The organism is Streptomyces sp. YJ-C3 (assembly GCF_053891275.1).
Genome location: NZ_CM132685.1, coordinates 37,998 through 51,760 on the forward strand (window position 1 = coordinate 37,998; position 13,763 = coordinate 51,760).

Sequence of the window (13,763 nt, forward strand, 5' to 3'; positions counted from 1 at the left end):
TGCCGCGTCGGCTCGCTCGCTCCGCTCGCTCATTGTCGTACTACTTCCGCAGCTCGATGACGGTCTTGCCGATGCGGATCGGTGCCCCCAGCGGGACCGGCGTCGGGGTCGTGAGGCGGGTCCGGTCGAGGTACGTGCCGTTGGTCGACCCGAGATCCTCGACGATCCACTGACCGTCCCGGTCCGGATAGATCCTGGCGTGCCGGCTGGACGCGTAGTCGTCGTCCAGCACGATCGTGCTGTCGTGCGCGCGGCCGAGCGTGATCGTCTGCCCCTGCAGCGCCACGGTGGTGCCCGTGAGGGTCCCCTCGGAGACGACCAGCTTGGAGGGGGCGCCACGGCGCTGCCGGCCGCCGCCCTGCTGCTGGCGCTGGGGCGGCGGCGTGGCGGCCGCCGCCTGCCGTGCGGTCTGCTGCGGGCGCGCGTTCTCGCGGCGCGCGCCGCGCTGCGTGACGCGCGTTCCGAACAGGTCGCTACGGATGACCTGGACGGCCACGATCACGAACAGCCACAGAACGGCCAGGAAACCCAGCCGCATGACCGTCAGGGTCAGCTCTGACATTGCCCCCGCTTCACCCTTCGGCTTGCCGATAAACGATGGTGGTTTGGCCCACGACGATCCGCGAGCCGTCGCGGAGCGTAGCGCGGGTGGTGTGCTGCCCGTCCACCACGATGCCGTTGGTGGATCCGAGATCCTGGATCGTCGAGGGCGTTCCGGTCCGGATCTCGCAGTGCCGGCGCGAGACGCCGGGGTCGTCAATCCGTACGTCCGCCTCGGTCGACCGGCCCAGCACGAGGGTCGGCCGGGAGATCTGGTGGCGGGTGCCGTTGATCTCGATCCAGTGACGGACGCGGGCGCCGGGCATCGGCCCTGCGCCGGGACGCTGCGCCGACGCCGCCGGGCCCTGCGCCGGTGCCGGGCGGCCGGGCGGCGCGGACGGCATCGGCGGGGCTGCCGCGGGCTGCTGCGGGTAGCCGTAGCCACCCGGCGCCTGGTTCGGCCGGGCCGAAGTGGGCCGCTCGGGCTGGGCCTGGCTGGAGGACGACGCGAGGGTGCGGCTGCGTACGCGGTACAGACCCGTGTCCAGGTCCTCCGCCTTCTCCAGGTGGACCTTGATGGGGCCCATGAAGGTGTAGCGCTGCTGCTTCGCGTAGTCGCGCACCATGCCGGACAGCTCGTCGCCGAGCTGGCCCGAGTAGGGGCTCAGGCGCTCGTGGTCCGGCGCGCTCAGCTCCACGATGAAGTCATTGGGGACGACGGTCCGCTCGCGGTTCCAGATCGTCGCGTTGTTGTCGCACTCGCGCTGCAGCGCGCCCGCGATCTCGACGGGCTGCACCTCGGACTTGAAGACCTTGGCGAAGGTGCCGTTGACCAGACCCTCGAGCCGTTGCTCGAACTTCTTCAGGACTCCCATGGGGCACCTCCTCCTTCGTAGCCGCCCTGCTTGCCGTTGTAGCCGTGCTCGCTCGTGCTGCCTTCTTGGTACTGCTTACTGATCGTATCCACGCGTCGGGAAATCGGCTGGTTCCCCCTGTCCGCCCGGTCGATGAGTGTCGACGCTCACAGCCCCTCTTATGAGGGATCGTAGAGGTGGCCTCAGGACAGTGTCCCGTACGCGGCTGTGGAGTGGTCGGGGTCCGGCCGAGCCGGGCGGAAGTGGCCGGGGTCCGCCGAGGTCCGCCGTGTCAGGTGCCCGCCAGGGCCTCGTGGAAACGGATGTGAATCCACCCTCCGCAGCGTGCTAATCTTCTGGATGTCGGAAGGCGCCCGGCCCGAAAGGGCGAAGGAGCCGGAGGACACACCCAATGCGCGGGTGGCGGAATAGGCAGACGCGCTGGATTCAGGTTCCAGTGCCCGCAAGGGCGTGGGGGTTCAACTCCCCCCTCGCGCACAGCTGAAAGCCCCGTAGGTCTTCGGACCTGCGGGGCTTTTGCGTTGCCCGGACCTTGCCGACCCGTCGTGGGCGGGCGGCCGGACCACGAGCAGGGCGCCGCGGCCGGATGGTCCGCGACGCCCTGTGGGTTATGTCACCTTCACGCGGTGAAGCGCGCGGCGACCTCCTTGCCCTTCGTCTGGGCGGACTCCAGAGCCTTCGCGTGGGAGGCCTCGTAGAGCGGGACCAGCTCGGACATGGCCGGGTTGGTCGGGGCCATGGTCAGCTCCGGGACGATGAAGTCGAGGTCCAGGCCGAGGGTGTCGCGCAGGACGGCCTCCAGGTAGTTCTGCACGTACTCCATGCCCTCGCGCGGGGTGCCCGGCGCGTAGGAGCCGCCGCGGCTCGCGACGACCGTGACCGGGGTGCCCTGGGCGGACGGGGCCTCCACGCCGGCGGTGCGGCCGAACAGGATCACGTTGTCCAGCCAGGCCTTCAGCGTCGACGGGATCGCGAAGTTGTACATGGGGGCGCCTATCAGGACGGCGTCCGCCTGCTCCAGCTCCTCGATGAGCTGTACGCGCGTGGCGAAGGCGGCGGCCTGCTCGGGCGCGTGCGTGGCCGGATCGGTGAAGCCGGCGAGGTGGGTGTCGGCGGTGATGTGGGGCACCGGCTCCGCGCTGAGATCGCGGTAGACGACCGTGCCCTCGGGGTGCTGCTCCTGCCAGGCCTTGCGGAACGCGTCCGTGACGGTGCGCGAGGAGGAGGCGGGGCCGGAGAAGACGGAGGAGTCGAGGTGCAGCAGCGTGGCCATGGTGGTTCTCCCGAGGGGGGTCCGGGTGTAATTGAGTACGCAACTAGTAATAGCACAGGGACTTACTTTTCTTCACCCCCGTACGAGAACGCAGTACTCTGGAGCCATGGCGGGCAACGGGGAAGACACGAACGGGACGGGCGCGGGCGCCGATGTCACCCACGACCCTCAGGCGTGCACCAGGGTCGACATCGGGATGACGCGCGTCTTCGGGCTGCTGGGCAAGCGCTGGACCGGGCTGATCGTGGCCGTCCTGATGCCGGGGCCGGTGCACTTCGCGGACCTGCGCCGGGCCATCCCCGGGATCAGCGAACGCATGCTCTCCGACCGGCTCACCGAGCTGGGCGCGGCCGGGCTCGTCGTGCGCCAGGTCGACGAAGGGCCGCCGCTGCGTGTCTCGTACCGGCTCACGACGGCGGGTGCGGCGTTGCAGCCCTCGCTGGCGGAGCTCGGGACCTGGGCCGAGAAGTACCTGGGGGCCGAGGGCGGGACGTGCCCGGAGGAGTTCCGGACGTGAGCGGGGACAGGGCGGTCCCGCTGGTCGCCGGGTGCCTTGCGCCGGGGCCTGTGGGTGTGGGGGTTGTGCACAGGCGGCGGGTTTTCCACAGGCTCTGACGGGGTTTTCCGCGCGGCGGTACGGTCGTGACCGATCACGGAGATGTGGGCGTACGCGGTCCCGTACGGGACGGGGGAGGCGGTCGGCATGGACGGTTTCGACGATGCGGTGGTGACGGTGCCGCGGCAGGGCGGGGTCCGGGCGGCGCGGCGGTTGCCGGGGGTGGCCGGGTTCGCCGGACGGGCCGGTTCCGGGGCCGACGGCGCGCGGATGTCGCCGAAGGCGGCCGGCAAGGCGCTGCGGCAGCGGGTGCCGAGGGCCTCGCACGCCGACATCCGCCCTGGGACGGACCGGCCGGACGCGGTACGGGCCGTCGAGGAGTCCAACACCGGCCGGCTTCCCGAACTGACCGCGATACGTGTCGGGCGCATGGCCGCGACCCCCTTCGCCTTCCTGCGCGGATCCGCGGGCCTGATGGCGCACGACCTGGTCAGCACACCGCTGACCGGTATCGGCGCCCAGATCTGCGGCGACGCCCACGCCGCCAACTTCGGGCTGTACGGCGACGCCCGCGGCGGCCTCGTCATCGACCTGAACGACTTCGACGAGACCGTGCACGGGCCCTGGGAGTGGGACGTGAAGCGGCTCGCCGCCTCGCTCGTGCTCGCCGGGCGGGAGGCCGGGGCCGACGAGGACACCTGCCGGGAGGCGGCGCACGACGCGGCCGGGGCCTATCGGCGCACCATGCGGCTGCTGGCCAAGCTGCCCGCGCTCGACGCGTGGAACGCGATAGCGGACGAGGAGCTCGTCTCGCACACTGACGCCCACGACCTGCTCGGCACCCTGGAGCGGGTCTCCGAGAAGGCGCGGCACAACACCAGCGGGCGGTTCGCCGCCAGGTCCACGGAGGCCGTGGCGGACGGCGGGCGGCGGTTCGTGGACGCGCCGCCGGTGCTGCGCGGGGTACCCGACGGGGAGGCCGCTGCCGTCGCCGCGTCGCTGGGCGCCTATCTGGAGACCTTGTCGCCGGACCGGCTGCCGCTGCTCGGGCGGTACGCGATCCACGACGTGGCGTTCCGCGTCGTCGGCACCGGCAGCGTGGGCACGCGGTCGTACGTGGTGCTGCTGCTCGACCACCGGGGCGAGCCGCTCGTGCTGCAGGTGAAGGAGGCGCGGCCGTCCGTGCTCCTGCCGCATCTGTCCGCCGCCGGGTTCGAGCCGCCCGCCGTCGAGCACGAGGGGCGGCGCGTGGTGCTCGGGCAGAAGCGGATGCAGGTGGTCAGCGACATCCTGCTCGGCTGGACCACGGTCGACGGACGGCCCTTCCAGGTGCGGCAGTTCAGGAATCGCAAGGGCAGCGTCGACCCGGCCGCGCTCGCCGCCGACCAGGTCGACGACTACGCGCGGATGACGGGCGCGCTGCTCGCCCGCGCCCACGCGCACAGCGCCGACCCGCGGGTGATCGCCGGGTACTGCGGCAAGAACGAGGAGCTGGACGAGGCCGTGGCGTCCTTCGCGGTGGCGTACGCGGACCGGACCGAGGCGGATCACGGGGAGCTGGTGCGGGCTGTGCGGGAGGGCAGGGTCGCGGCCGAGGCGGGCGTGTGAGCCGGCGCTCGGGGCCGCCGGTGGGGGCGGAGCGCGTGCCCTAGGCTGGACGGGTGACGACCCCGGAGACCGATGTGGCAGACCAGCCGGAGGAGCAGCCTCGGGAGCGGCCCGAGGAGCGCCTCGAGCGGGCCGTGCGCGCTGCCGAGCAGGCGCTGATCGAGTTCGAGATCGCGGTGGAGACGTTCCGGGTCGAGGTGGAGAACTTCTCGCGGCTCCACCACCAGAAGCTCGGGCCGATGTACACGCGGCTCGACGAGCTGGAGGCGCTGATCGCGGAGGCGACGGCGTCGCGTACCGGCGATCCGGAGGACCGGCGCAAGGCCGACGAGGCACGGGCGCGGGTGATGCCGATGCCGGGCGTCGAGGAGTTGTTCCACGGCTGGATGGACGGGGACGGGCTGTTCCCGGAGGCCGCCGCGATGCTGACCGAGCAATCGGTGCGGCCGCCGCAGCGGGTGCGGCCCAGCGACGAGGCCCGCAAGCTCTACCGCGAGCTGGTCCGCAAGGCCCACCCGGATCTGGCCCAGGACGAGGGGGAGCGGGGCCGCCGTGACGAGTTCATCGCGCGGGTGAACGCGGCGTACGGGCGCGGTGACGAGGCCCTGCTGCGTGAGCTGGCCGAGGAGTGGGCGGCGGGTCCTGTGCCGCCCGAGCGGCAGCCGACGGCGAGCGACGAGCTGTACGCGCGTCTGGAGTGGCTCGCGCAGCGCAAGGAACTGCTGACGGCGGTGGCGCAGGAGCTGGAGGAGAGCGCGATCGGCTCGATGCTGCGGATGGCGCCGGAGGATCCGGACGGCCTGCTCGACGATATCGCCGAGCAGCTGCTCGCGCAGGTCGCCGAGCGGGAGGCCGAACTGGAGCGCCTGACCGCGTCGTGACCCGCGTCCTGACCGGGCCCGGGCGAGCCCTTTTCGCGTGCTGACCGTGCCTGACCGCGGGCCGGTCGTCGACGGGCCGCCGGGGTGCGGCGTGCGGTCGGGTAGCGTCGGGGGCATGGTTTTCGGTTCTGGTGTGCCCACGGTCGGTGTCGACGAGCTCAAGGCGGACGACTTCCTCCTCGACGTCCGTGAGGACGACGAGTGGCAGGCGGGTCACGCCGCGGGTGCGCTGCACATCCCGATGAGCGAATTCGTCGCCCGCTACGGCGAGTTGACCGAGGCGGCGCCGCAGGACGGCCGGGTCAACGTGCTCTGCCGGGTCGGCGGGCGCTCCGCACAGGTGACGCAGTACCTCGTCCAGCAGGGCGTCGACGCGGTCAACGTCGACGGCGGTATGCAGGCGTGGGAAGCGGCCGGCCGTCCCGTCGTGGACGACAACGGGCAGCCGGGCGCCGTGCTCTGATCCGCCTACCGCCTCCTGAACCGTCCGGCCCGTCCGGCCGTCCGATGCGCCTGGCCCGTCCGATGCGCCTGGCCCGTCTGGTCCGCCTGAACCGTCTGTGACGTCCGATCCATCTGTGACGTCCGATTCGGCCGGGCCGTCCGGGCCGTTAGGGCCGTTCTTGCGGTCAGGCCAGCGGGTGGGCCGCCAGGAGGTCGCCGAGTATCTCCTCGTGGGCGGCGGCCGGGCCGAGCGAGAGCTCCAGGTGCTTGGCCCAGGCGTGATAGCGGTGCAGCGGATAGTCCGTGTCCGCGCCGAACCCGCCGTGCAGGTGCTGGGCGGTCTGCACGATGCGCCGGACGCCGTCGGATGCCCAGGTCTTGGCGACCGCCACGTCACCGGCGACCGGTAGCCCGCCGGTCGCGCCGCTGCTCAGCCGCCAGGCGGCCTGCCAGAGGGTGGCCTCCATCGCGCGCAGGTCGATGTAGCGGTCGGCGGCCTGCACGGCGACCGCCTGGAACGTGGCGATCGGATACCCGAACTGCTCGCGCTTGCTCGCGTAGTCACCGGTCATCTTCAGGACGCCCTCGCCGAGGCCCAGCGCGAGTGCGCAGGTGCCGGTGGCGAGCAGATCGTGCAGCAGGGGCCAGGCCGTGGGGTCCTCGACGAGGTCGCGCGGTGCGAGGCGGACGCCGTCCAGGCGGATCTCGGCCAGGCGCTCGCCGGTCGTCGAGATCTGCTCGGCGAAGGTGCGGCCCGTCAGCTCCGTGTCCGGTCCCGGCAACAGCGCGAGCACGGTGGTGCCCTCGGGGGTGTGGGCGGGCACGAGGACCCGGTCCGCGTTCAGCGCCCAGGGGATCGCTGTCTGGACGCCGTCCAGGACCCAGCCACCGCCGGCCGCGTCGGGCTCGCGCCGCGCGCTGACCGCGAGGTCGGCGGGGTCGTGTCCGGTGCGGCCGGCCGAGGCGGCGGTCAGGACGAGCTCGCCGCGCCCCGCGCGGGGCAGGATCTCCTGCCTCAACTCCTCGCTGCCACAGGCCTGTACGGTCGCGACGGCCGCGCTGTGCTCGAGCAGGGGAACCCGGGCCAGGACTTTCGCCGCCTCGCGCAGCACGAGGCACAGCGCGATGGCGTCCAGGCCCGCGCCGCCGTGCTCCGGCGCGATCAGCAGGCTCAGCAGATCGGCGTCGGCGGCCTTGGCCCACAGGGCGCGGTCGAAGTCGTCGGCCACGGCTCCGGAGGTGAGCGCAGGGCTGGGCACACCGTCGGGGGCGACCGGTGCGAACACCGCCCGTGCCGCCTCGACGGCCGCCTGCTGCTCCTCGGAGAAGGTGAAGTCCACCGGGCTGTCCTCCCGTTCCTTCTGAGCCTGTTCCGGACGGCTCCGGGCCCTTGTCGGGGGTCCGGGCACGGCACCGGGATCTGACGGGCCGTCAAGATAGAACAGGTTCTACGAGAAGGGAACAGGCCCGGTGCCGACGCCGGGCGCGCGGCCGGTCGGTGCTCTCAGCGGTCGAAGTCCAACTCCACCTTTTCCGTGGACGGATGGGACTGACAGGCCAGGACGTACCCGGCCTCGGTCTCCTCCGGCTCCAGCGCGAAGTTCCGGTCCATCCGTACGGAGCCCGAGACGAGGAACGCGCGGCAGGTACCGCACACGCCGCCCTTGCAGGCGTAGGGCGCGTCCGGCCGGTTGCGCAGCACCGTCTCCAGGAGGGACTCGCCGTCCCCGACCGGCCAGGTGCCCGAGCGGCCGTCGAGCTGCGCGGTGACCGTGCTGTGCGTGGGAGCCGCCGCAGCCGCGGTGCGGTCCGGGGCCGGTCCGTCGTCCACGTGGAAGATCTCCTCGTGGATGCGCTCGCGCCGGACGCCCAGACCGCGCAGGGCCCGCTCGGCGCCCTGCACCAGCCCGTACGGCCCGCACAGGAACCACCCCGCGACCGCGTCCACCGGCAGCAGTGCGGGCAGCAGCGCCGCGAGCCGCTCCTGGTCGAGCCGGCCCGAGGCGAGACCCGCCTGCTGTTCCTCCCGGGAGAGGACGGTGACCAGCTGGAACCGGTCGGCGTAGCGGTCCTTCAGGTCGGCGACCTCCTCCAGGAACATCGTCGAGGCCGTGGTGCGGTCGCTGCGGATCAGGCAGAACCGGGCCTCGGGCGTGCGCTCCAGCAAGGACGTGACGATGGACAGGACCGGGGTGATGCCGCTGCCGCCGACCACCGCGGCGTAGTGCCCGGGCGCCGGGTCGAGGGTGAAGCGCCCGGCCGGGGTCATCACCTCCAGCTCGTCACCGACGGCGACGTCCTTGTGCGCGTACGTCGAGAAGGCGCCGCCGTCGACGAGGCGCACCCCGACCCGCAGCGCGCGCGGAGCCTCGTCGGCCGGGGCCGCGGAGCAGATCGAGTACGTGCGGCGGATCTCCGTGCCGTCCGCGGTGCGGCGCAGGGCGAGGTGCTGGCCCGGCGCGTGACGGTACGCCTCGCGCAGCGGCGCGGGCACCGCGAAGGTGAGGGCCACGGAGTCGTCGGTGAGCCGGTCGACGGCCGTGACGCGCAGCCGGTGGAAGCGGGCTCTCGCCGTCGCGGGGGCGACCCCGCGTGCCGTCCCCGTGGCCTCTTCCCGAGCCATCACAACTCCTTGAAGTGGTCGAAGGGTTCACGGCAGGACAGGCAGCGGCGCAGTGCCTTGCAGGCGGTGGAGGAGAAGCGGCTGAGCAGTTCGGTGTCGGGCGAACCGCAGTGCGGGCAGGTCAGCGCGTCCGTGGCCGCCCGGGACGGACCGGCGGTGTGCCGGGTCGGGCCGAGGGCGACGGTGACCGGACCGGCGGGCGCGCGCATGCTCCTGGGGGGCGCTATGCCGAACTCCCGCAGCTTGCGGCGGCCTTCGGGGGTGATGTCGTCCGTCGACCAGGCGGGCGCGAGCACGGTGCGGACGGTGACCTCGGGGATGCCGTGCTCGTGCAGGACGCGCTCGATGTCGCTCGCCATGGCCTCGATCGCGGGGCATCCGGTGTACGTGGGACTCAGCTCGACCTCGACCCGGCCGGGGCCCCGCGTGTGCACGGCGCGCAGTACGCCCAGCTCCTCCAGGCTCAGCACGGGCAGCTCGGGGTCGGGCACGGAGCCGGCCAGCCTGCGCAGCTCGGCCTCGAGGGGCGTCTCCCGGTCGTGGGCGAGGGTCACCATGACGCCCCCGGGTGGCTGCGGTGCAGGTGCTGCATCTCGGCGAGCATCCGGCCGAACGGCTCGGTGTGCAGGCCCTGGCGCCCGGCCCCGGCGCGCCAGGCTCCGGTCTGCGGGCCGTCGGGGACGGTCAGCGTGGCCTGTCGCAGGGTGGTGGTCACCGTCGCCGTCCAGCCGGCCTGCAGTTCCTCCTGGTCGAGGTCCAGGCCGGGGACGGGCTGGAACATCTCGCCGGTGAAGCGCCACAGCGCGTCGACCGCGCGCTGCATGCGGGTGTGGCTCTCCTCGGTGCCGTCACCGAGGCGCAGCGTCCACTGCAGGGCGTGGTCCTGGTGGTAGGCGACCTCTTTGACGGCCTTGGCGGCGAGGGGTGCGAACTCGGTCTCGCCGTCGGCCAGTTGTGCGTAGAGGAGGTGCTGGTAGGCGGAGAAGTAGAGCTGGCGGACGATGGTGTGGGCGAAGTCGCCGTTCGGCTGCTCGACCAGCTGGAGATTGCGGAAGGCGCGCTCCTCGCGCAGATACGCCAGCTCGTCCTCGTCGCCGACCGTGCCCAGCAGGACGCGGGCCTGGCCGAGGAGGTCGAGGGCGATGTTCGCCAGGGCGACCTCTTCCTCCAGGACCGGGGCGTGCCCCGCCCACTCCCCCAGGCGGTGCGAGAGCACCAAGGCGTCGTCGCCGAGGGCGAGGGCCGCGGCCGCGGTGTCGGGGGAGATGCGGGGCGCCTCGTCCGGCCGGTTCAGGGACTGCGTCACAGGTGCTTCACCCCTTCCGGGATCTCGTAGAACGTCGGGTGCCGGTACGGCTTGTCGGCGGCCGGCTCGAAGAACGGGTCCTTCTCGTCCGGGGACGAGGCGGTGATCGCCGCGGACGGGACGACCCACAGGGAGACGCCTTCACCGCGGCGGGTGTACAGATCCCGTGCGTTGCGCAGGGCCAGCTCCGCGTCCGGGGCGTGCAGGCTGCCGGCGTGCGTGTGGGACAGGCCGCGGCGGGAGCGCACGAAGACCTCCCACAGGGGCCAGTCCGGGACGCCGCCGGGCGTCTTCGGGGTCGGGGTCTCGCTCATGCCGCCCTGCCTTCCGGGGTCGCTGCCGTGGCGTGCTTGGCCGCGTGGGCCGCGGCGGCCTCGCGCACCCAGGCGCCCTCGTCGTGGGCGCGCCTGCGCTGGGTGATGCGCTGTTCGTTGCACGGGCCGTTGCCCTTGAGGACTTCGCGGAACTCCGCCCAGTCGATCGGGCCGAAGTCGTGCTGTCCCCGCTCCTCGTTCCACGTCAGCTCCGGGTCGGGGAGCGTCAGGCCGAGGGAGGCGGCCTGGGGGACGCAGATGTCGACGAAGCGCTGGCGCAGTTCGTCGTTCGAGTGGCGCTTGATCTTCCATTCCATGGACTGCGCCGAGTGCGCCGACTCGTCGTCCGGCGGGCCGAACATCATCAGGGACGGCCACCACCAGCGGTCCACCGCGTCCTGCGCCATCGCGTGCTGGGCCTCGGTGCCCCGGCTGAGTGCGAGCAGCAGCTCGTACCCCTGGCGCTGGTGGAAGGACTCCTCCTTGCAGACACGGACCATCGCGCGGGCGTAGGGGCCGTACGAGCAGCGGCACAGCGGCACCTGGTTCGTGATCGCCGCGCCGTCCACCAGCCAGCCGATCGCTCCCACGTCGGCCCAGGTCAGCGTCGGGTAGTTGAAGATCGAGGAGTACTTCTGGCGGCCGCTGTGCAGCTTGTCGAGCAGCTCGTCGCGGCCCGCGCCGAGGGTCTCCGCCGCGCTGTACAGGTACAGCCCGTGCCCCGCCTCGTCCTGCACCTTCGCCATCAGGATCGCCTTGCGGCGCAGGGAGGGCGCGCGCGTGATCCAGTTGGCCTCCGGCTGCATGCCGATGATCTCGGAGTGGGCGTGCTGGGCGATCTGGCGCACCAGCGTCGCCCGATAGGCGTCGGGCATCCAGTCGCGGGGCTCGATGCGCTCGTCCGCCGCCACGGCGGCGTCGAACGCGGCCTGGAAGGCGGCGGTGCGGTCCGCGTCCGTCCCGGCTGCCTGGTGGTGCGGGGCTGCTGTCGCCATTCCCGGTCCCCCTCGACCTTGGGTGCCCGATCCCGGCCGGGCCTTCCACATCTCCCGACCGATCGTTCGGTTCGTCGGATTCAATGGTGGGACGTGGCGCCGTAGGGTGTCAACCCTGAGCCGCCGAGCCTGTGGATAACCTCGGGCAGCTGTGCTGAGCGGCCGCTCCCCAGTACGGTTCCGGTGCGTCGCATCCGCCGGGCGGCACGCCGCGGAATCGGTTCGCCGCCGGGCGGCCGGACGGGACGGGCCAGGGGAACGACAGGAACGGGGAACGGGGAGCACCGATGGAGACGGAAGCAGGCGCCGCGGACGAGGGCGCCCGGCGCGCGCCGCAGGAGGCGACTCCCGCACCGCCGGACCCGTCGGACGCCCCGCCGTCCGACTCGGCCGAGCCGCCGTCCGCCCCGGCCGGACCCGGACCCCAGGGCATCGCGGCGCTCTCCCCCCGCTACCAGGTGGCCGCCGGGCTGGCCCTCGCGGGCGTCGCCGTCGTCGCCTGCGTGCACGTCCTCATGGTGTTCCTGCACGTCGCGCCGCCGAACACGGTGTCCAAGCAGCACAGCACCGTCATCAACGCCTGGGTCTACCCGGAGTTCGAGCAGAACTGGAAACTGTTCGCCCCGAACCCGCTCCAGCAGAACATCGCGGTCCAGGCCCGGGCCGAGATCCGCACGTCCGGCGGCGAGCTGCGCACCAGCCGCTGGTACGACCTGTCCGCGCAGGACGGCGCCGCCATCGACGGGAACCCGGTGCCCAGCCACACCCAGCAGAACGAACTGCGCCGCGCCTGGGACATCTACGTGTCCACGCACGACGCCCGGAACCGGCCGAACGGTCTGCGCGGGACGCTGTCCGAGCGGTACCTGCGCCGCGTCCTCGTCCTGCGCCTCGACCGGCTCGACGTGGCCGGCAAGGGGGACGTCGTCGAGCGCGTCCAGGTCCGCTCGCAGTCGACCGCGATCGCGTCCCCGAAATGGAGTGCCGAGAAGGTGAGCCAGAAGCCGGTCTACCGGCAGGTGCCCTGGTGGACGGTGACGTCACGGGACGTGTCGCTCGGCAGTGACGCGCACGTACGGGTGCAGTCCGCGACGGGCGGTGCCCGATGAGCCGGATCGAGGAACAGCCGGACCGCTTCGAGAAGAAGGTCGGCGCCGGCCTCCAGCGGATCACCGCGTCCGCGCTCGGCCGCTACCAGAGCGCCGTCATCCGCATCGGGTTCTCCCTGACGTGGCTGCTGTTCCTGCTGCGCGAGTTCCCGCACCGGCAGGAGCTCTACGGGCCGGACGGGCCCTGGAGCTGGGGCATGGCGCAGGAGCTCATCGCGGACAACCACGCCTTCAGCGCGCTGATGTGGTCCGACGGCCAGGCATGGTTCGAGCTCGTCTACGCGGTGGCGGTGCTGGCGTCCGTCCTGCTGATGCTGGGCTGGCACACCCGCGCCACGTCGGTGCTCTTCATGATCGGCGTGCTGTCGCTGCAGAACCGCAGCATCTTCGTGGGCGACGGCGGCGACAACGTCCTTCACCTCATGTCGATCTACCTCATCTTCACCCGCTGCGGACAGGTGTGGTCGCTGGACGCGCGACGCCGGGCACGCGCGCGTGCCCGGCAGAACTCCTCGCAGGGGCCGGCGCCCGAGGACCGGGGCGGGATCGTCCTGTGGTGGGTCGTGGGCCTCGCGCTCTCGGCGGTCACGTTCACCGGCGACGCGAGCGGCGGATGGCTGCTCCTCTTCTGGGGGCTGTGGGCCGCCCAGGGAGTGTGGTGGTACGTCGACCGCCGTGCCGAGCCGGGTGATCCGCGGCTGCTGTGCGACATCGTCGGCAACGTCGTGCACAACGCCGCCCTGCTGGTGATCATGATCGAGGCGTGCCTGATCTACGCGACCGCGGGCTGGTACAAGATCCAGGGCAGCCGCTGGCAGGACGGCACCGCGGTCTACTACCCGCTACACCTGGACTACTTCTCGCCGTGGCCCTTCCTGGGCGATCTGCTGACCGCGTTCGGGCCGATGGTGATGCTCGTGACGTACGTGACGGTCGCCGTACAGGTCGCCTTCCCGTTCACGGTCTTCAACCGGCGCATGAAGAACGTCCTGTTGATGTTCATGATCCTCGAGCACGCGGTCATCGCCGTCGTGCTGGGACTGCCGTTCTTCTCGCTCGCGATGATCGCCGCCGACGCGGTGTTCCTGCCGACGTCGTTCCTGCGGCGCCTCGGTGGCTGGGCGGCACGCGCGCGTGGCCGCGTCCTCGCGGGTTCGCGCGAGGCGGAGGTGCCCGGTCCGCGCTCGGCGCAGGACGTCGAACCGGTCGCGGCGCAGACGCCCACGGCGCGCACGTAGG

At 72.3% G+C, this 13,763-nt stretch carries 15 protein-coding genes and 1 tRNA gene; 7 read left to right on the top strand and 9 right to left on the bottom strand.

Going from position 1 to position 13,763, the window contains the following annotated elements; translation table 11 throughout:
* Positions 1–40: 40 nt before the first annotated feature.
* Positions 41–562: an FHA domain-containing protein FhaB/FipA gene (locus tag ACVHNB_RS00185; protein ID WP_428953541.1), complete on the bottom strand. Its 522-nt coding sequence runs from the start codon at positions 560–562 to the stop codon at positions 41–43.
* Between the two features lie 10 nt (positions 563–572).
* Positions 573–1,415: an FhaA domain-containing protein gene (locus tag ACVHNB_RS00190; protein WP_428953540.1), complete on the bottom strand. Its 843-nt coding sequence runs from the start codon at positions 1,413–1,415 to the stop codon at positions 573–575.
* Between the two features lie 393 nt (positions 1,416–1,808).
* Between ACVHNB_RS00190 and ACVHNB_RS00195 the strand changes: the two genes are divergently transcribed.
* Positions 1,809–1,892 (top strand) — tRNA-Leu (locus tag ACVHNB_RS00195).
* A gap of 142 nt (positions 1,893–2,034) precedes the next feature.
* Here ACVHNB_RS00195 and ACVHNB_RS00200 read toward each other — a convergent pair.
* Positions 2,035–2,688, bottom strand: a complete 654-nt coding sequence (locus ACVHNB_RS00200; RefSeq protein WP_428953539.1) for an FMN-dependent NADH-azoreductase — start codon at positions 2,686–2,688, stop codon at positions 2,035–2,037.
* A 196-nt stretch (positions 2,689–2,884) separates the two neighbouring features.
* Here ACVHNB_RS00200 and ACVHNB_RS00205 point away from each other — a divergent pair, with 196 nt between their 5' ends.
* The 4 genes from ACVHNB_RS00205 to ACVHNB_RS00220 all read left to right on the top strand — a co-directional run bounded on the left by ACVHNB_RS00205 (position 2,885) and on the right by ACVHNB_RS00220 (position 6,196).
* On the top strand, positions 2,885–3,205 hold the full coding sequence (locus ACVHNB_RS00205; RefSeq protein ID WP_428957607.1) for a winged helix-turn-helix transcriptional regulator: 321 nt from the start codon (positions 2,885–2,887) through the stop codon (positions 3,203–3,205).
* Positions 3,206–3,391: 186 nt separating this feature from the next.
* Positions 3,392–4,852 carry a DUF2252 domain-containing protein gene (locus tag ACVHNB_RS00210; RefSeq protein ID WP_428953538.1) on the top strand — a complete coding sequence of 487 codons (1,461 nt, stop codon included), beginning with the start codon at positions 3,392–3,394 and terminating at the stop codon, positions 4,850–4,852.
* Positions 4,853–4,905: 53 nt separating this feature from the next.
* A complete protein-coding gene (locus tag ACVHNB_RS00215) occupies positions 4,906–5,733 on the top strand; it encodes a hypothetical protein (protein WP_456227148.1) in 828 nt (275 codons plus the stop codon).
* Between the two features lie 115 nt (positions 5,734–5,848).
* Positions 5,849–6,196: a rhodanese-like domain-containing protein gene (locus ACVHNB_RS00220; RefSeq protein WP_428953536.1), complete on the top strand. Its 348-nt coding sequence runs from the start codon at positions 5,849–5,851 to the stop codon at positions 6,194–6,196.
* Between the two features lie 166 nt (positions 6,197–6,362).
* On the opposite strand, the gene ACVHNB_RS00225 is transcribed toward ACVHNB_RS00220, so the two are convergent.
* From ACVHNB_RS00225 to paaA, 6 genes are all read right to left on the bottom strand, one after another.
* On the bottom strand, positions 6,363–7,517 hold the full coding sequence (locus ACVHNB_RS00225) for an acyl-CoA dehydrogenase family protein (protein WP_456227149.1): 1,155 nt from the start codon (positions 7,515–7,517) through the stop codon (positions 6,363–6,365).
* Positions 7,518–7,681: 164 nt separating this feature from the next.
* The gene (paaE, locus tag ACVHNB_RS00230) at positions 7,682–8,800 is read right to left on the bottom strand and encodes a 1,2-phenylacetyl-CoA epoxidase subunit PaaE (RefSeq protein ID WP_456227150.1); all 1,119 of its coding nucleotides are present in this window, start codon (positions 8,798–8,800) and stop codon (positions 7,682–7,684) included.
* Positions 8,800–9,357, bottom strand: a complete 558-nt coding sequence (paaD, locus tag ACVHNB_RS00235; RefSeq protein ID WP_456227151.1) for a 1,2-phenylacetyl-CoA epoxidase subunit PaaD — start codon at positions 9,355–9,357, stop codon at positions 8,800–8,802. Before paaD ends, paaE begins: the two co-directional genes overlap by 1 nt.
* Positions 9,351–10,106, bottom strand: a complete 756-nt coding sequence (gene paaC, locus ACVHNB_RS00240; protein ID WP_456227152.1) for a 1,2-phenylacetyl-CoA epoxidase subunit PaaC — start codon at positions 10,104–10,106, stop codon at positions 9,351–9,353. Before paaC ends, paaD begins: the two co-directional genes overlap by 7 nt.
* Positions 10,103–10,420 carry a 1,2-phenylacetyl-CoA epoxidase subunit PaaB gene (paaB, locus tag ACVHNB_RS00245; RefSeq protein WP_428953531.1) on the bottom strand — a complete coding sequence of 106 codons (318 nt, stop codon included), beginning with the start codon at positions 10,418–10,420 and terminating at the stop codon, positions 10,103–10,105. The genes paaC and paaB overlap by 4 nt, the downstream gene beginning before the upstream one ends.
* On the bottom strand, positions 10,417–11,415 hold the full coding sequence (gene paaA, locus ACVHNB_RS00250) for a 1,2-phenylacetyl-CoA epoxidase subunit PaaA (protein ID WP_428953530.1): 999 nt from the start codon (positions 11,413–11,415) through the stop codon (positions 10,417–10,419). The genes paaB and paaA overlap by 4 nt, the downstream gene beginning before the upstream one ends.
* A 287-nt stretch (positions 11,416–11,702) precedes the next feature.
* Between paaA and ACVHNB_RS00255 the strand changes: the two genes are divergently transcribed.
* Together ACVHNB_RS00255 and ACVHNB_RS00260 are read left to right on the top strand one after the other, a co-directional pair.
* The gene (locus ACVHNB_RS00255) at positions 11,703–12,524 is read left to right on the top strand and encodes a DUF5819 family protein (RefSeq protein ID WP_428953529.1); all 822 of its coding nucleotides are present in this window, start codon (positions 11,703–11,705) and stop codon (positions 12,522–12,524) included.
* Positions 12,521–13,762: an HTTM domain-containing protein gene (locus ACVHNB_RS00260; protein ID WP_456227153.1), complete on the top strand. Its 1,242-nt coding sequence runs from the start codon at positions 12,521–12,523 to the stop codon at positions 13,760–13,762. The genes ACVHNB_RS00255 and ACVHNB_RS00260 overlap by 4 nt, the downstream gene beginning before the upstream one ends.
* The last annotated feature ends 1 nt before the right edge of the window (position 13,763 follow it).